The sequence below is a fragment of the Leifsonia sp. GW821-FHT13C05 genome, from assembly GCF_058806515.1.
On record NZ_JBXAPT010000009.1, the window covers coordinates 80,898 to 96,763 of the forward strand.

The 15,866-nt window shown below is 65.3% G+C and carries 18 protein-coding genes; 4 read left to right on the forward strand and 14 right to left on the reverse strand.

Annotated elements, in window-relative coordinates; genetic code table 11:
- Window positions 1-14: 14 nt before the first annotated feature.
- Both AC1ROC_RS19410 and AC1ROC_RS19415 read right to left on the reverse strand, forming a co-directional pair.
- Window positions 15-653 carry a M23 family metallopeptidase gene (locus AC1ROC_RS19410; protein WP_183080105.1) on the reverse strand — a complete coding sequence of 213 codons (639 nt, stop codon included), beginning with the start codon at window positions 651-653 and terminating at the stop codon, window positions 15-17.
- A 334-nt stretch (window positions 654-987) separates the two neighbouring features.
- Complete coding sequence (locus AC1ROC_RS19415) at window positions 988-1,401, reverse strand: hypothetical protein (RefSeq protein WP_121264400.1); 414 nt, start codon at window positions 1,399-1,401, stop codon at window positions 988-990.
- Between the two features lie 153 nt (window positions 1,402-1,554).
- Between AC1ROC_RS19415 and AC1ROC_RS19420 the strand changes: the two genes are divergently transcribed.
- Window positions 1,555-1,875, forward strand: a complete 321-nt coding sequence (locus AC1ROC_RS19420) for a TFIIB-type zinc ribbon-containing protein (protein ID WP_121264404.1) — start codon at window positions 1,555-1,557, stop codon at window positions 1,873-1,875.
- 4 nt (window positions 1,876-1,879) lie between these two features.
- On the opposite strand, the gene AC1ROC_RS19425 is transcribed toward AC1ROC_RS19420, so the two are convergent.
- Window positions 1,880-2,188, reverse strand: a complete 309-nt coding sequence (locus tag AC1ROC_RS19425; RefSeq protein WP_121264407.1) for an ArsR/SmtB family transcription factor — start codon at window positions 2,186-2,188, stop codon at window positions 1,880-1,882.
- A gap of 135 nt (window positions 2,189-2,323) precedes the next feature.
- Here AC1ROC_RS19425 and AC1ROC_RS19430 point away from each other — a divergent pair, with 135 nt between their 5' ends.
- Complete coding sequence (locus AC1ROC_RS19430; RefSeq protein ID WP_121264412.1) at window positions 2,324-3,259, forward strand: cation diffusion facilitator family transporter; 936 nt, start codon at window positions 2,324-2,326, stop codon at window positions 3,257-3,259.
- 25 nt (window positions 3,260-3,284) lie between these two features.
- On the forward strand, window positions 3,285-3,917 hold the full coding sequence (locus AC1ROC_RS19435) for a copper resistance CopC family protein (RefSeq protein ID WP_121264414.1): 633 nt from the start codon (window positions 3,285-3,287) through the stop codon (window positions 3,915-3,917).
- Window positions 3,918-4,097: 180 nt separating this feature from the next.
- Here AC1ROC_RS19435 and AC1ROC_RS19440 read toward each other — a convergent pair whose 3' ends face one another.
- From AC1ROC_RS19440 to AC1ROC_RS19490, 11 genes are all read right to left on the reverse strand, one after another.
- Window positions 4,098-6,014 (reverse strand): bifunctional copper resistance protein CopD/cytochrome c oxidase assembly protein, encoded by a 1,917-nt coding sequence (locus AC1ROC_RS19440; RefSeq protein ID WP_121264417.1) that lies wholly within the window; start codon window positions 6,012-6,014, stop codon window positions 4,098-4,100.
- Window positions 6,011-6,208, reverse strand: coding sequence for a hypothetical protein (locus AC1ROC_RS19445; RefSeq protein ID WP_121264421.1), 198 nt, complete (start codon window positions 6,206-6,208; stop codon window positions 6,011-6,013). Before AC1ROC_RS19445 ends, AC1ROC_RS19440 begins: the two co-directional genes overlap by 4 nt.
- 98 nt (window positions 6,209-6,306) lie before the next feature.
- Window positions 6,307-6,684, reverse strand: coding sequence for a hypothetical protein (locus tag AC1ROC_RS19450; RefSeq protein WP_147440231.1), 378 nt, complete (start codon window positions 6,682-6,684; stop codon window positions 6,307-6,309).
- Between the two features lie 123 nt (window positions 6,685-6,807).
- The gene (locus AC1ROC_RS19455) at window positions 6,808-7,230 is read right to left on the reverse strand and encodes a DUF4913 domain-containing protein (protein WP_391508827.1); all 423 of its coding nucleotides are present in this window, start codon (window positions 7,228-7,230) and stop codon (window positions 6,808-6,810) included.
- Window positions 7,231-7,232: 2 nt separating this feature from the next.
- A complete protein-coding gene (locus AC1ROC_RS19460; RefSeq protein ID WP_121264424.1) occupies window positions 7,233-9,014 on the reverse strand; it encodes a type IV secretory system conjugative DNA transfer family protein in 1,782 nt (593 codons plus the stop codon).
- Window positions 9,011-10,735, reverse strand: coding sequence for a putative type IV secretion/conjugal transfer ATPase (locus tag AC1ROC_RS19465; RefSeq protein ID WP_220700280.1), 1,725 nt, complete (start codon window positions 10,733-10,735; stop codon window positions 9,011-9,013). Before AC1ROC_RS19465 ends, AC1ROC_RS19460 begins: the two co-directional genes overlap by 4 nt.
- Window positions 10,735-12,237, reverse strand: coding sequence for an SCO6880 family protein (locus AC1ROC_RS19470; protein WP_183080107.1), 1,503 nt, complete (start codon window positions 12,235-12,237; stop codon window positions 10,735-10,737). The genes AC1ROC_RS19465 and AC1ROC_RS19470 overlap by 1 nt, the downstream gene beginning before the upstream one ends.
- Before the next feature lie 8 nt (window positions 12,238-12,245).
- Window positions 12,246-13,745, reverse strand: a complete 1,500-nt coding sequence (locus tag AC1ROC_RS19475; RefSeq protein ID WP_121264426.1) for a TrbL/VirB6 family protein — start codon at window positions 13,743-13,745, stop codon at window positions 12,246-12,248.
- Window positions 13,746-14,483 carry a DUF8175 domain-containg protein gene (locus AC1ROC_RS19480; RefSeq protein WP_121264429.1) on the reverse strand — a complete coding sequence of 246 codons (738 nt, stop codon included), beginning with the start codon at window positions 14,481-14,483 and terminating at the stop codon, window positions 13,746-13,748. It lies immediately after the preceding gene.
- 17 nt (window positions 14,484-14,500) lie between these two features.
- Window positions 14,501-14,797 carry a hypothetical protein gene (locus AC1ROC_RS19485; protein ID WP_121264432.1) on the reverse strand — a complete coding sequence of 99 codons (297 nt, stop codon included), beginning with the start codon at window positions 14,795-14,797 and terminating at the stop codon, window positions 14,501-14,503.
- A 24-nt stretch (window positions 14,798-14,821) separates the two neighbouring features.
- A complete protein-coding gene (locus AC1ROC_RS19490) occupies window positions 14,822-15,382 on the reverse strand; it encodes a DUF6668 family protein (RefSeq protein WP_391508826.1) in 561 nt (186 codons plus the stop codon).
- Window positions 15,383-15,634: 252 nt separating this feature from the next.
- Between AC1ROC_RS19490 and AC1ROC_RS19495 the strand changes: the two genes are divergently transcribed.
- Window positions 15,635-15,859: a helix-turn-helix domain-containing protein gene (locus tag AC1ROC_RS19495; RefSeq protein WP_147440233.1), complete on the forward strand. Its 225-nt coding sequence runs from the start codon at window positions 15,635-15,637 to the stop codon at window positions 15,857-15,859.
- Window positions 15,860-15,866 lie beyond the last annotated feature (7 nt).

A 15,866-nucleotide genomic window follows, 5' to 3' on the forward strand; every position in this document is an offset into this window, starting at 1 on the left:
GTCGGTTCTCCAGGTCATTTGACTCGGGCACGGAGCCACGAGAAGGGATCGAATGGTTCGTCGTTGGGCCCCCAAATTTCCAAGTGGAGATGGTTGCCGGTACTCGCCCCCGTGGTGCCGACCCGCCCAATCAGCTGTCCGACCTTGATGGGCTGCCCTGCCGTTACCGCGAGCGAACCGAACTGCATGTGCGCGTACAGGCTGGTAAATCGTTCCCCGTTCACCCGGTGGTCGACGACAACGTTCACTCCGAATCCGACATCCGACTCCTCGGCGGAGCGCACTATCCCGTCCGCGATCGCGCCGATCGGGGTCCCGCCGCCCGGTGTCATATCGAGCCCCTTGTGGTTGCTCGAACACCCCGAACACGGTGCCGATCGGGCGCCGAAGTCATCGCTAATCGGGGTGTCGCCGGGGAATGGCCATTGGATGGGCCCGGTGGAATTGGAAACACGCACGCCGGCAGGGTCAAGCTGAGCCTGTTTCCGAAGCTCGTCTTCGCTTGTGGCGGTCGCCGTGTCCCGAGCGACGGTGACTACTCCAGCGCCGGCGGACGTCAGTTCTTGTGATCCGGGTGCTCTTGTCGAGGTGAACGTCATCTGCGCCACGTCAGTGCCGAAAGCGTTTGCCGGGAACGTGGTCGCGACGAACAAGGACAGAGCGAATGCAGCCGCCGTCAGCACGCGGCCGAAGTTGGTCGCAGCGTGGCGCCGTCGGGGTGTCCGCCAAGTTCGGTTCCGCTCCGCGAGGATCGCGGTGCGGCGTGCGCCGCCGGGACGCGCGGTCTGACGGGTTCCGGCGGTGGGGGTAGAGGGAACGTAGGATGCGCGCCGGGTCAGCGCGCGCCGAGAGTGTTTGCGCATGTGAGAAAAGGGGGGGGGTCAGTCGAATCGGCTGCGCCGGAGGGCGTCCAGGTCGATCGGGAGGGTTGAGGGGAAGCGGTGTGTCTGGCAACCCGTGTCTCGCGGGTCTCCGAAGACCGGCCCCCTACGTCCGGCTGACCGACAAAGAAATCAACGATGGCCCATCCGTCGGGCGGGCCGCGAGAGCGCGCAGGAATGCAAATACTCGGGGCCCGGGTGCTGCAAAGGTGCGCAAGAGAACCGGGCCACCGATTGCCATCGCGACCGCCGCCACGAGCACAGCCAGGATGCAGCCCACGTCGAGGAGGCTGACGCCCGGCGTGCCGTCCTCGGCAGGTGTCATCAGGTCCTGTTGGGCAGTCGCGGGGGCTTGCGGATCAGCTGTGGCAGGTGTCGCGCTCACGGTGGACCCGACTCCGCTGTGCTGCGATTCGTAGGTGTGCGCGAGAAGCAGGGATACGGCGGCGGTCAACACGGTCACGAGGACGATCAGCCAGCGACGAAGGTCACGACGCGAAGCAACCGCTGTCGTGTTCACCTTCACCTCCTGGCACCGAGTAAGCGCCCCATATGACGCAGTTTCCACTGCAGGTTAGCAGGCGGTTCTGTGGTCGGCTGAGAAAGTTCTCACGATCAGCAGTCTCCCAGACACCCTCCTTACGCTCGCTCGCCAACCGAAGGAGACAGCATCATGAAATGCCCCGTTGACGGCGCAACACTGGTACTTGCCGATCGTTCCGGCATCGAAATCGACTATTGCCCCGACTGCCGCGGAGTCTGGCTCGACCGCGGCGAACTCGACAAAATCATCGACCGATCACTCGGTCAGGCGCCCGAAGCGTACGGCCCTGTTCCACTCCCACAACAGCCTTATCCCCAAGGCGGATACGACAAGCACGGGGCCGGGCACGACTCATCCGGGCACGGCTCGCGCGGTGGCCACGGTTCCCAACAGCAGTACGGCAACAGCAAGCGTCGCGGCGGCTGGCTGGGCGAACTCTTCGGCGACTAACCAATCACGGATGCGTGTGGCTGAGGTGGCTGATCGCCTGATCAATGAAAGACGCCACGTGGTCGTCGTACAGCGAATAGATCACCGACCGACCATCACGGTTGCCGTCGACCAGCTTTGCGTGACGCAAAACCCGGAGATGGTTGGACACCGTTGCCTGGCTGAGCCCGAGATCCTGAGCGAGCGCAGTCACCCCGATTGGTCCGCGCCGTAGCCGTGCGACGATCAGTAATCGGGTCGGTGAGGCGAGCCCTTGCAGAACTTCCGCGAGGGCGGCGGCGGCCGCAGCATCCAGGGCAATCTCGGTCGTCATGCTCCAATTCAACCAGACGAGCCGAGAATGCTTCTCATAACGCTTATCGATTGCCGTAAATATTCAAACATGTAAATGTGATGATGTATTGTGAGTGCGAAGCGCGCACCGGCGCGACCAGCGAACGAGGTGAAGATGAGCGGACACGACCACACGTCGTCCATTGAGGCCTTCGGGGAATCCGCGAAACGGCACCGAGTGCGCATCAGCATCGCGTTCGGAATCACCTTCACGATTCTGTTGGCAGAAGTGTTCGGCACCATCCTGACCGGTTCGCTCGCCCTGCTTGTGGACGCGGGTCACATGCTCACCGACGCTGGAGGCTTAGCGATGGCGTTGGTGGCTTCGTTCCTGAGCACGCGCCCGGCGACAGCCAAACGCACCTGGGGATACCGCCGCGCGGAAGTCCTCGCGGCCACGGCCCAGTCGGCTGTGCTGCTGGCCGTCGGCATCTTTGTCATCGTCGAGGGCGTCCGGCGGCTGCTAGAGCCGCCAGAAATTCCCTCCACCGCGTTGCTCATCTTCGGCGTCATCGGCCTTGTCGGAAACATCGCGTCCCTAATCGTGTTGTCCTCCAGCCGTGCCGAGAACTTCAACCTCCGTGCTGCCTTCCTTGAGGTCATGAACGACGCACTGGGCTCGGTTGCGGTGATCGTGGCCGCGATCCTGATCGCGACAACCGGGTGGGGTGGCGCCGATGCGGTAGCCGCCATGCTGATCGGTGTTCTCATCCTCCCCCGCGCATTCAAGCTGCTGAAGGAGACCACCAGTGTCCTGCTCGAGTCCACCCCTCCGGGGCTTGACCTGGACAAGGTGCGACAGCACATTCTCGACGTGCCCGAGGTTCAAGAAGTTCATGACCTTCACGCGTCGCAGATCGCGACGGGCCTGCCGGTCTTGACCGCTCACGTCATCGTCGACCCAGAAACGTTCGAGAACGGTCGTCTGCCGGAGCTGCTCGATAAGCTGCAGAACTGTGTAGCCGAACACTTCGACGTGAGCATCGAGCACTCAACGTTCCAGTTCGAGCCGCCGAGCCACGTCCGACACGAACACACCGCCCACAACTGATCGACCACCCGGAGTGCGCAACAACATGACTTCCCCCGCCATCCAGTCCACGCGACCCGGTACGGTAGCCCTCTGGTTCGCGGCGATGGGGTTAGCTGCCATAACCGCCACCGGGATTGTGTTGGCAACACCGAGCGCTGCTTTAGCGCATGACGCTCTCGCTTCGGCCGACCCAGCTGCGGACTCGACCAGCAGCAGCGAACTGACATCGATTGCCCTCACCTTCAACGAAGCGCCGCTCGGTGGGCTCCAATCCGGGGTGATCATCCAGGTCATCGACCCCTCAGGCACGGACGTCTCCATGGGTGACGTCCAGGTCAATGACCGAGTCCTATCCAAAGCTGTCACCCCCTCCACCAAGGGGCAATACCAGGTGGCATGGCGCACCGTCTCCGCCGACGGCCATCCCATCTCGGGACAATACGAATTCGCCTACGCCGGCCCACTCGCAGCAACGCCCACGCTCACTGCAACCCCCCTCGCGAAACTGACGGCAGAGCCCGCCCCGACACCTTCCACGGCCGCGGCAACCGGGAACAACTCCGTATCGCCGGGACCGGACTGGCCTATTGTCAGCGTTGTTGCCACGATCGCGACCGCTCTAGTTCTGACAGCGATCTTCGCGGTCCGTGTCCGCAAGAGGGCCAACCGGAACTAGTCGCCTACCCGGGCCAGCGCTGCACGTCGGCTTCATAGATCAACTGCAGACGCGAAATGTATGCCTTCGATTCGGCGTCGCGAAACTGGGATGGAGTAGCAGCCATGCCGTTCGGGGCTGCGGGATGAGACCGATCGGTTCTTCCGCATTCGCGGCAGGCTCGGCAACAGAACAACCTGCTCACCGCTGGGTCGTCGATGAGGGCACCGAGTCAATGGACACATCCTTGCTCGCCCGGACGAGCTCCACGCTCACAAGCGCGATCTGCGCAATGGCCGCGAGAATAGCGGTGACCCAGATCGTGACAGCACCCGACAACTGATCCACGATCGGATCAAGCCCCCACGCCGAGACTGTCACCCCATACCAGCCGGGCAGTACTCCCCCAGGCTGGAAGGCAACAAACACTCCCACGCAGGCCGCGGCCAGGACAAAGCCGAGGATGAGAGCAATAACTCCTGGGGCAGCATTTCGCCCCCCTCGCGAAACACTTTCGCGCAGCGACGTCGAGAACCCGAGTCCCAGCACGAGAAACACGGCGACGGTAACGCCACGACCGAGCGGATCCTCAACAGCCCACGCCAACCACGGTGTGAGATAGAGCAGAGTCAGCGCGGCGAGAAGCGCACCACCGCTGATCGCGGGGATCCGCCACCAAGCAGCGACACGAGAGCCACGGGCTGCGAGTAGCCACTCACGCAACCCACGGCTGCCGTCCGACCGATACTCCACCGTCAGTTCGACAAGACGGACCGGCCGACCCAACACGAACAGGACCGGAAGAAGAACCGTGACGGTCATCTGCATGATGGCGAACCCGGTGAAACTGAACGTCGAATACACGCCTGCCGCCCCGCACATTACGTAGACCAGGCCAAACCAGCCAGCGAGCCAGAACACCGAGCGGCGGGCCGGCCACCACTTCAATTCCCGACGTGCACGCACCACACCAAGTGCGTAAAACGCGATCCCCAAGCAGGCGGCCACGACAGCGGCCGGGTCCAGCGTCCACGTGTCAAGCAACCGGGATCCCGCCGGCACCGCCGGCAGCACGTTGCCCGTGAGCTGCTGAACGGCCGAATCGGCGATGGCCGGTGGGAGGGGAGTCGGTGTCCGGGCAAGCACAGATCCAGCCCCGGCTGCGATGCCCATCAACGCGAACTCGGAAACCAGAAGCACGAGCAGCAGAGCACGCCATGACCCTGCATTCGCCGTCGGAAGCCGACCCAGAATCCATCGCCGCTGCGCAAAGCCCGCTAAGCCCAACGCGACAATCGCGAACAGCTTCACGAGAACAAGAGCGCCGTACATGGTGCTGAAGACCTGGTCTACCCGTTCGAACCGGAGAGCCGCACTGATCACCCCCGACAGACCGACCACGACAAATGCGATCAGCGCAATCACCGAAAACCGTCCCAAGGCCCGAAGCGTGTCTTCGCGATCAGCTCTACAAAAGACGACGACCAGTACCGCCAGGCCGCCGACCCAGACACTTGCCGCACTCAGGTGCAGCCATAGAGCGCTGGTGGCTGCCGCATGGCTGCCGGATCCTGCGGCGTGGCCTTGAAGCGCCAATGGCACGAGGGTGGCAAACCCGATAACAGCTACCGCGGCGACCCCACCAGGAGAGCGTGTCGCGAAGCACAACACGGCCAGGACCCCTGCGCCAAGAATCGTTGCGAGCCATGCCTGACCATTACTGATTTCCGTGAAAAATTGAAACAAGCTCGGACCGAGCATGTGGACCGGAACCGGTCCCGTCAAAGTCAGTGAGGCCAACGTCGCGGTCCCGAAACTCGCAACGGTCCAGCCCATCGCACACCAAGACGCGACGTCCAGGCTGCGTTCCCAAGCCGCAGATCCCACCGGTAGAGCCACCAACGTAAGGACCAACCCGCCGACTGCTCCGGCGGCAGTCAAATTGACGACGGTCTTTGCCACGGGAAGCCCGTAGGTGACAAGAGGTCCCGGGTCGAACACTGTGGTGTCTTCGCCGACCGCAAGGAGCCCAAACCCAAGTGCCGCGCCGATCGCAAAGACGGCAAGCGAAGCCAATGCGGGGAACATCCGTGAGTAGGAAAGTCGTTTCACCGTCATTCTTCGGACCTGCTCTCATCGGGTACTGCGAGTTGTTGCGCCCGCCGTGCGCGTTCTTCACGCTCGGCGCGAGCGTAGGCGTCACGCTCCTTCTGGTCGGCTCGGAGGATCGCGCGCAACACCAGCCAAAAGATCAGTCCGACGAGAACCGTCGGGGTCATCGACCACAGGGCATTCACCCAGTAGTTGTCCATTCAGAAAGTCCCAACATCCGATCAGATGCGCGAAGCTCGTGTTGACTTCGTCGCGGAAACAATGGAGCAGTGCCGCTCGGGCGGCAAAGCTGGCTCGATCAGATTCGAGCTATGCCAAGTTCCGGAGCGGAGAAGGGTTCACGACGACGTAGAATGGCGCGCTGAACGGAGGGGAGCAGGTTCAAACGAACGAGCGAATGCACCCTTGTTGAGGCTTGGGCACCGACCGATGCAAGCAAGCCGACCACCGCGGACGCCCCGCCAACACACAACGCGTCGCATGCGATCGTGTGGCTGCCTGTGCCCTCGTCAGAGGCTGCAACCGCGACGCTCGAAGAGGCAGCCGCGAGGGCGGGACTATAGGACAGAGTCGGCTGATGTTGTAGGTCAAGATTGTGGCCAAAAACCAGCGCGCAGAATGCTGTCACGATGAGCACAATCGCCCGCAGCCGTGGCGCAAAGGAGGCGTTGATCATACCCGCGATCCTTCCTGCGCCGACAACGTAGACAGACTACCAATCCCGCGGGAACGCCGAGCTACGGCATATTAGGCAGGCAAGTGCGTCGGCCGCGGATCCGGACCGATACTACCTGCGGTACTACCGCATGTCGGGAAACAGGTCTTCCGGCGGAGCTGTGTAGGGCAGCGGCTCACCGCGTTTGTTCTGATCGTCGGAGGCAGCGAAGGGGCCGTTTGGGCTGAGGAGTGCAGGCATGTGGTGGTCGGCGTGGTCGCGCCACCAGACGCTCATCCCAGTTGCCGGGTCGAGGCGCAGGTGTTCCCAGGCGCGCCAGAGCGCGTCCAGACGGCTCAACGCTTCGGGATACTCCCACCACCGCGCCGCCCATTTCATTCCACCCTGAGCGCCAACAGGGCGCCGGTAAACCTTGATCAGATACTCACGCACGAACTCGTCGACCGAGCCGTAGAACAAGATCGCTTCCGGCGTTTCAGTGATCTCGTCGGCCGCCGTGCCCTGCTCGTCGAATTCGTCGTCGCGCATCTCGTCCTCGTAGCTCACGTCTAGTCCTCTCGCGACGCAGTCGCGTCGAGCCACGCCTGTGCACCAGCCGTGGCGTGGTTCGAGTTGGCGGGGTCGTGGGCTGCGATCGACGCGCGCACCGCGTTGGCTTGGTCGCCGCGCATCCAAGGAACCGTCGCGACCAGCGTCGCCGGAGCGCCGGAGGCGAACACGACGGCGCGGCCGCGCGGGAGCGCGGCTAGGTCGGCAATGTCCATCGTGCGCTCGCGACGCACCTGGGTCGACGTCGACCGGCCCCCGCGTCCCACACTTACTGAGGCGGTGCGTTTGTCGTGGTCACCGATCAGCTGCGACATTTCGCTCAGGAACTCGGTCTCGGCGACGCCGCCGCCGTAGACCTTGACGTTCGAGGCGGACCAGAGCTTGCGCATGCCGTTGCGGCCCCAGACTTCGACGCCCTGGGACCAGGACTGCAGGATGGTCATCAGGACGATGCCGCGGGAGCCGTAGTGCGAGTACAGGTCGGGCAACGCCTCCCATCGGCAGACGTTGGCCGCTTCGTCGAGCACCCCGAGCATCGGTGTGGCGAGGCGGCCGCCGGCTTGCGTGGTGGCCAGCTGCTCGGCGGCCTCGATCGTCGCGGCGGTGAGCGCTGTGACGAGAGGGCCGGCGGTGCCTTTGCCCTCCTTGGAGAGGCTGTAGAGAGTGTCGGAGCTGCGCACGAACACGTGCGGTTCGAAGTGCGGTCGCCGGTCGCCGGCGATGTTGCCGCCAGTGGGGGTGACCCAGGCGGCGATCTTCCGACTCTTCAAGCAGGAGGCCATCTGCTGCGCGGTGCCGAATACGCCGGAGCGCTGATCGGGAGCGGCGAATACGTAGCCGGCGACGGCATCGGCCACCTGGTCGTAGCCGTGGTCGCGCAGGATATCGATCGCTTTCTCGTCGCTGGGTCGGGTGGTCCAGGTGAACACCTGAGTGATCGGCAGATTGTCGAGAGCGGCCGCTAGGAGTAGCCCGGCAAGGAGATCCTGCCCGGCAGGGTCGAAGTACGCATCCGCGCGGGCATCGCCCGCGCGCGAGCCGGAAGCGAAGTGATTGGCGAGCTTCGCCGCCTGCTCCTCGTCGGTGACGTAGGAGAGCGGATTCCACCACCATGACGGCGCTTCCAAGGCGATCCCCTGAGGATCGAACGCCCACACCGTGCCCTTCTGCGCCCGCACGTCGCGGGTCGCGTCGAGCACGTCACGCTTGTTGGAGGTGACGATGACAGCGCCCGGGGCGCTGAGGATCGCAGGGATCGCGCGGGAGGTCGTCTTACCGGTCCGCGGGCCCCACACGTCGACGTGCATGTCCTCCGGGGAGCCGTAGAGCCACCTACGGCCGGCGACGGTGATGCCGATCGGCACACCGAGCCAGCCAGCGACTCCGAGCCGCTGCGCCGTGCTCTTCGCGCCCTTGGTCGAGAGCGCGGCCAGGTCGCGGCCGCGGCCCATGTGTCCGGCCGCGTGGTCCACGCGCGAACGGCGCCGCGCCCGCTTGGCGATCGCGACCATGATCAGGATCGCAAGGGCAACGACGATCGCCGCGGCAACGACGATGATCCACGTGGCAGATGGCGGCCACACGTAGGTGCCTTTCAGCGTGCCGAAGAACACCGTGAACGGGTTACGAGGCAGGCCGGGGTTTACCCCGTCGAGCTTGGAGCCGAGGGTAACGGCGACCCACAGACCGCCGACGAGGACGACGACGATGCCGACGAACACCCAGACCAGGGCACCGTCGCCGCCGGAGGCGGGCTCCTTGATGCGGTTCGTGGGGCTCATGCCGGAACCTCGGCGCGGCCGACCGTTCCGGTCCGGGAGACGGCATGCCACAGCTTGTTCGTGTCATTGATGTGCAGCTCGGCGTCCGTGAGCTCCACGGTGAGCGGGATCCCCGGGCGACCGCCGACCTTGATCAGGAACTTGCCGCGGCCGGGAGGGTCGGCCTCCTGGCCGGTGATCGGGTCCCACGCGGGTGGGTCCTGCCAGCCCTGGAGCATTTCTTGCTCGGCGCGGGACATGCTGATGGCGCTGTTCAACAGCGGCATCTCCTTGGACGGGAGGCCGCCGCAGATGACCATGCCAGAGCGCTCGACGAAGCCGGCCGCTTTCATCCGGTCCTCTTCGGTGGGAAGCGACATGAGGTCGCTCATCGTGTGGGAGATCATCGCCATGCCGACGCCGCGCTGCCGGTTCAGCCGAGTGAGCGCGTCCACCCGGTCGACCATCCCGCGGCCTGCGCGGAGCGCCCGCCACAGCTCGTCGAGGATCACGAAGTAGTGGCGGCGAGGCTCCAAGCCAGCATCCGCAAGAGCGTTCGACACGTTGACCGTGCCGAACCCAGCCGACCAGCACGCCAGCAGCACGGCGGCCTGTAGGTCCGTCTCGGAGTCGTCGATGGTGGAGACGTCGTAGACGACGGGTCGGTCGCGACGCATCGGCGTGGAGGTCTGCTTGGAGAACAGCTCGCCCAACCGGCCTCCGGTGGTGAGGCCGATGAGGGATGCTTCCAGATTCTCGGTGATCGCGTCGTACCGGGCGCGGTCGCCGCGATCCAACGCGACGGCGCGCAGCTCCGGCGGCGCCTCACGGATCAGATCGAGGAGATCCTTCAGTACCGGCACGCCCTCATGCTGCTCGTCGAGCAGCTTCAACGCCCGATCGACGATCGTCTCTTCCCGATCGGTCGGAGGCGATTTCCGCATGATCGTCAGCAGCGCTGACACCATCGTGAGGCGGCGGCCGTGCGCATCCTGCAGCACTTCCGCGGCCAGTTCGTCGTCGCGCTTAGCCCGCTCGGCCCGGGTCGTGACGGAGCCGACAAGCGCGGCGATCCGCTCACGGATCAGCTGCGCCCGGTCGGGATCCTCCGGCACCTCGAGCGAACGCAACTGCGCCAGCTCGGCTTCTTCCGCCGCGGCTGCCTCCCGTTCGGCCTGGCCGGCGTCGCGGAGCAGTTGCGCCGCCTCCTTCGCCTCGCCCGGGTCGAGGATGTTCAAGAAGCCGCGGCCGCGGCCGAGGCGGATTACCTGGCCGCCGAGGGCTTCGATCAGATCTACGTAGTCCGGCTTCAAGTCGCCCAGTACAAGCGGCTGGACGCCGTATCCGGCGAGGCCGGTCGCCATCCGGCGAACGATGGTCGACTTCCCCAAGCCCGGCTTGCCGAGCACGAACGCGGACGGGTTGGAGATCAGGTTTGCGCGCTGGAACCACGAAATCGGGTCGCAGCAAACCGTCCCCCGATTGACCAGGTGCCGGCCAAGCGGCACACCGATCATCGGCGCACCGGTACCGACACCGAACGGCCAGAGCCCGCACACCTGAACGGTGGTGCCGCGCCACTCGGGAGCGGCGGAGAGCACCATCATCTCGCCGCGGCCGCGTCCCGGGTAGCCACGCGCCGGAACGCGCCGCGGCGTTGCCGGAGACGGTGCTGCAGCTTGGGCAGCGGCCTGCTCGATGCGGTTGCTCGAGCGGGAGAGCTTCTTGAACCAGCTGGTCATCAGAGTGCCCCTCTCAGCTCGGCCGGCAGTTTCAAGTGTTTGGGAACAACGATCCCCAGCGGGAGGGCCGCAGCAAACGCGGAGTCCTGAGCGCCTGTCACAACCCGCAGACGAAGACGGGCCGTTGCTGACAGGTTCTCAATCGCCGCTTTCGCGTCAGCGGCTCGGGTCGGGTCGGTCACGGTGGCGGTGACGACCATGCCGAAGTTCACCAGGCCAGCGCCGTTCGCTTCCTCTTCCGCGGTGGCCATCGCGGCGCGGGTTCCCACCACGTCGCGGGCGGTGGGCCGGTCGCTGGAGGTCATGTTGAAGCTGGCCGCTCGAAGGTCTGACTGGACGATCGCCGCAGCCCTGGCGACGTCGATCGGCCGGTACAGCCAGGTCACGCGCTTGCGCGCGATATCCCGGTGCGGGGCCAGGAATCGGGTAAGGATGTTGGCCTGGACAATCCCGCGGGGAGCCTCCGTCATCTGCCAGGTCACCGACAGCGCCGAGTCGTGCCGGTAGCTGTCCCAGTTCGCCTGAGCTCCGGAAGGGCCGACGTCGGACCAGCGCAGCTCGAACGGTTCGCCCGACTGATGCGCATCGTCGATCAGCTCGGCAATCTCCGGGTCGTAGGCGATCCGGATGACCTCACACAACTGCTGCGCGCCCAGAGGGCGGGCCGCACCAGCACCGGTCGCTGAGAGCGCCTGAGTCAGGCCGGGAAGGCGTGCCGCGAGTTCACGGCCCATCTCGTCGGCGTCACGCCGTCGACCATTCGTGCGGGTGGCCGCAGCGAACGTGATCGACACGTACGCCCGAACCGTGGCAGATCCGGACGGGTAGCTGGCGACGACCTCGCGGAGCATCGCCTGAGCGAACGCGGGTGCCTCCGGGTCGATGTTCAGATTGACCTCACCACGCAGACGCCGCCCGGTGTCGGGGGCGGTCTCGATGGTGACGGCGGCCGCGACGATGCCGGCCTCATCGCCCAGGTTCGCCAGCCAGTGCCCCCAGTCGGCTACCCAGCTGTCGATCTGTTCCTGATCGACCAGCGCGGCACCATCGGGTTCCGTGCCGATCACGACGGTGTAGTCACCGGCAGAGGGCACATAGATCATCGCGAACGGTCGCCCGTAGGAGTCGGTGTACTCGCTGAGCCGGGACTGCGCCGCCAGGCCCGGCAGCTGAGCGGTGCCCCAGTCGGTCCGCCCGAGAGGGCCCGAACGGTACAGGTTGGAGCCGGACGAGCGGGCGCGCGTCCAGTTCAGGCGGTTCGTGGTGCGCGTGAGCGCGCTCTGACCGTGCTTGTCCTTCACCGCGACGGTGAGCAGGAAGCCGGCCATGATCGCGAACACGATCACACCGTTGATGAGGCCGCCGAACATGACGGTTATGACTGTCGCGACCAGACCCGCCAGGAGCACGATCGTTCCCACCATCCCCAGTCCCAGGAGGCCGGGTGTCGTCGGACGACGCCAGTTCCCGTATGTACGGACCTGCGATTGCGTGTTCGCCATGCTCGCTCCTAGTTACTTCCTGACGCGCCGTCACCGGCCGCGTCTGCTGCAGCGGTGCGCATAGCACCGACCGCCTTCTGTCCGCCTTCGAGGCCCTTCTGAGCGGCCATCACGCCGATGCCCACGGGACCGGCCGCTGCAGCGCCGGAACCGGCACCGGCGCCCGCAGCTTTACCCGCGGTAGCGGCCGTGCCGGTCGAGGCTGTGCCTGTCGGTGCGGGCGCAGGCTTGGTAGCAGGCGTGTTGGACGCACCCGTGGCTTTCGGATTCGGGGTGCCGCCACCGCCACCGCCGGAGCCGCCGCCGGTGTTCGCTTTGCGGATCGCGCCGGTAGCCAGCTCGGCGGCTCCCGCTCCCGCTCCTGCGGCGAGGGCCATGCCCGCGCCGCCTCCGCCGCCGACCTGTGACACCATCGGGGCGACGAAACGCATCAACGCAGGCAGTGCCACCAGTGCCATCGCCATCAGCGCGAGGCCAGTGAGGATCTTGATCAGGCCGGTGCCGTCATCCTTGAACAGGTCAGCCCCGGTTAGCTTGAACGCGGCCGCGTACACGATCGCCGCAGCGGGCTTATAGAGAATGAACGCGATCAGCCAGCCGGTGCACTTCTTGAACCACGACCGGCCCGTCTCCGTGTTCGTGAACGCGGCGGATATGGGGAAGATCCCGGCTAGGAGCACCAGCATGCCCCCGCGAATCACCATCAAGATTACCTGGATATAGGTAAAGAACGTCGCGACGATTCCGACGATGAGGAGAGCGATGAGGCCGATTCCGCTTGTCGAGCTGATGCCGATCATGGCAGTGATGTTCTGACCAAAATCCTTGCCCGTCGCCCCGTCAAGGATCCAGGTCGAGAAGCCGTCAGCCGCCGCCACCGCGAGACCGATGCCTGTCAGACCGACCGCTGAGACCACCACCAGAGTGAAGAGCGACTGCAGCAGGTCCTTGCCCGCCTGAGCCCGCTGCGTCCACGCCATCCGAGCACCAGCGATGATGACGGAGAGCACTGCGAGGCCGCCTGTGTACCACCAAAGCGAGTCCTGGATGTAGCCGACCGCATCAGAGGCGTTCGAGGACCCCATGCCAGGCAGAAGTGCCGCGACAATCGCGGACGCTCCGGAAATGAGTATCACCGCGCCGAGGATCACACCCAGACGCCCGAGATGCCGCTCACCGTCGCCCCGACGGCGGTTCACCGCCAGGAGTGCGCCTCCAGCGATCAGTGAAAGAACGCAGATCGCGAGCGAGATCCACACCGACCACTGCAGAATCGTCAGGAATCCCGACGCCCCTGCGGCGCCCTCCGCAGAGTGATTGGCTGCGGTAGATCCGCCCCCCGTGAGGTTCGGGGTCGGGACCAGTACCCAGACCGAGCCAAGTGCGGCGAAGGCCTTGCCGACGCCCTCCAGCACGTTGTTGACGAGCTGCTGCAGGCTGTCGTTCGTGGCCTTAGAAACAACCCCGCCGAGTTGGCACCCGACGTCAAGCCAGTCGCAGCCAGCCATTTAGGCCCCCGACCACGGGATGTAGCCGCCGAGGCTCTGCAGCGGAGACGGTGGGATCGGCATGTTGCCGGTCTTGTCGAGGGCGACCTTCCAGTCGCCGTCGTTCCATTCGAGGCTTTCGACGAAACTGACGAGTTGTCCCGTCGCTGCGTTGACGGCGATATCCACTTTCGCGTGAGAACCGTCATACGACAGAAGGCGGAAGCCGGCGATCTGGTAACGGACGGTGGTGTCGCTCGTGCTGCCGGCCGAGGCCAGGGCCGCGTCACGACCGGGCCCGGGGACAACCAGTTTGTCGCTTACTTCATGGCGAAGGCTTGAATCGGAGCCCATCGCGATGATGTTGGCCGCGGCGTAGACAGCGCCGGTCGTGGTGTGTGCAAAGCAGCTACGGAATCCCGAGGACTCCACGTTGCCGGGGCCCGCCCCCTTGGGGTCCGTGGGGGCGGCGACGGTTCCCACCAGCTGCCACTTGCTGTTCGGTGCTTGAGTGAGGGTCCCCGACTTCTCGAAGCCGGGGAGCCCGCAGGTGCTCCGATCGGTCGCGCTCACGCTCGTCTGCGTGGGGGTGCTAGTGGGAGCGCCTGATGAGTTCGCACTCGGCTTGGCCTGCCCGCCGATCACTGAACTAACGACGAGGACGACCGCGCACAGCAAGACGACCCCGACGATGACCGCGGCGACGATGAATCGCCGAGTGGTGAAGGGGTTCGGCTCGGATGGCTGGTTGTCGGACATGCGTGTGTTCCCTTCGGTCAGCTGACGAGGAAGCCGACGAGGCTGGCAGCGCCGGCGATGACGATCACGCCGGCCATCGCCATTCCGAGTGAGCCGAGGTGGGCTCCGCCCTCGCCGCGGCGGCTCTCGATCGCGAGCTTCGCGCCGATGATCATGAGGCCGATGATCACGACGCCGAGGGCGAGCCACTTCACCCAGCCCATGACGGCGATGAACTTCTCCGATCCAGGAGGGGCTGAGCCGTTCCCGGGGTCGGGAACGTCCAGCGGGACGAAGGAGTTCACGGTGTCGAGAACGGTGTGGAGGGTGTGCATTGTGCTTCCTTTCGTTCAGGCCGGTTAGGCGCTGGTCGCGTTGGTCAGTGCGCTCACCGTGGAGATGAGCGTCCGAACGTCTTTGGGTGCGTGCTCGAGGTCGGGCGTCTCTCCGAGCCGCCATGCCTCTACCCACGGGATGTGCCAGGTGTGCGGTACTCCCCCGGAGACCAGGTGTGCGAGCTCCCTCAGGGGCTTGGGCAGCTTGCCGGGCGCGTCAGCGACGATCACGAGGCCGAGGAGGTTCACCGAGGGCAGCACACCGGATGCCCACTCGATCGCGGCGCGCTGCGCGGCCGCGAGGCCCGATGCATTCGACCGGGCTACAAGGACGACGTTCGTCGTCGCACCGTCGTAGCCGATCGGCCAGGCATGGCCGGCGGTGCGAGATCCCGCGACCAGGTTGGCCAGGGTGGACTCCCCCGCGCCGCCATGGACGCCGAGCCACCACAGCGGTGCGGGACGGTTGACGTCTCGCCGCGGAAGCCGGTCAGCGTGATCAGGCGCGGGAACGCCCGGCTGAGGAGCGGCCGGGCGTGGGAGTTCGCGGCGAGCCCGGACGGGGGGCGGTGCCTGTTGAGACACGGCCGGTCCGGCAAGCCACGGATGTTGAGAGTCCGTCACCGAAGATCCCCCTTCTCGGAGTCGACTATCTTGTCTACCGCCAAGTATCACCCGAACGGGGGACGACTATCGACATACTGTCAACATGGTTACTTCAACCCCCGGAAGGAAGCTTACCCCGAATGAATGCAAATAGACCCGAACAATGGCAAATAATGCCATTTCACTTAAATAGTGGCATTCTTACACAACATGCAATGGTTTTCGGTTGACATGGGGGCGCTCGACGATCTCTTCGAGGGTCTCCCGACGACTCTCAGCGTGAGCGAAGCCGCGAAAGTGTTCAACGTGAGCGAGCACATCATCCGTGCCGCAATCGGCTCAGCCGACCCCGAAGAAAAGCTCCCAGCCCTGAACTTGGGCCGCGGATACACAATCCTCACCGCGGACTTCAAGAAGTGGGCGCTACGGCGCTACACCGGCCACAGCGACGACTAGGAAGGCG

What these genes read in the sequence shown, in the direction of transcription:
- AC1ROC_RS19420 (WP_121264404.1), top strand. Translation starts at nt 1,555, where the DNA reads ATGAAATGCCCCGTTGACGGCGCAACACTGGTACTTGCCGATCGTTCC.
- AC1ROC_RS19480 (WP_121264429.1), bottom strand. Translation starts at nt 14,483, where the DNA reads ATGTCCGACAACCAGCCATCCGAGCCGAACCCCTTCACCACTCGGCGA.
- AC1ROC_RS19495 (WP_147440233.1), top strand. Translation starts at nt 15,635, where the DNA reads ATGGGGGCGCTCGACGATCTCTTCGAGGGTCTCCCGACGACTCTCAGC.
- AC1ROC_RS19475 (WP_121264426.1), bottom strand. Translation starts at nt 13,745, where the DNA reads ATGGCTGGCTGCGACTGGCTTGACGTCGGGTGCCAACTCGGCGGGGTT.
- AC1ROC_RS19435 (WP_121264414.1), top strand. Translation starts at nt 3,285, where the DNA reads ATGACTTCCCCCGCCATCCAGTCCACGCGACCCGGTACGGTAGCCCTC.
- AC1ROC_RS19425 (WP_121264407.1), bottom strand. Translation starts at nt 2,188, where the DNA reads ATGACGACCGAGATTGCCCTGGATGCTGCGGCCGCCGCCGCCCTCGCG.
- AC1ROC_RS19460 (WP_121264424.1), bottom strand. Translation starts at nt 9,014, where the DNA reads ATGAGCCCCACGAACCGCATCAAGGAGCCCGCCTCCGGCGGCGACGGT.
- AC1ROC_RS19465 (WP_220700280.1), bottom strand. Translation starts at nt 10,735, where the DNA reads ATGACCAGCTGGTTCAAGAAGCTCTCCCGCTCGAGCAACCGCATCGAG.
- AC1ROC_RS19430 (WP_121264412.1), top strand. Translation starts at nt 2,324, where the DNA reads ATGAGCGGACACGACCACACGTCGTCCATTGAGGCCTTCGGGGAATCC.
- AC1ROC_RS19445 (WP_121264421.1), bottom strand. Translation starts at nt 6,208, where the DNA reads ATGGACAACTACTGGGTGAATGCCCTGTGGTCGATGACCCCGACGGTT.
- AC1ROC_RS19485 (WP_121264432.1), bottom strand. Translation starts at nt 14,797, where the DNA reads ATGCACACCCTCCACACCGTTCTCGACACCGTGAACTCCTTCGTCCCG.
- AC1ROC_RS19440 (WP_121264417.1), bottom strand. Translation starts at nt 6,014, where the DNA reads ATGACGGTGAAACGACTTTCCTACTCACGGATGTTCCCCGCATTGGCT.
- AC1ROC_RS19470 (WP_183080107.1), bottom strand. Translation starts at nt 12,237, where the DNA reads ATGGCGAACACGCAATCGCAGGTCCGTACATACGGGAACTGGCGTCGT.
- AC1ROC_RS19450 (WP_147440231.1), bottom strand. Translation starts at nt 6,684, where the DNA reads ATGATCAACGCCTCCTTTGCGCCACGGCTGCGGGCGATTGTGCTCATC.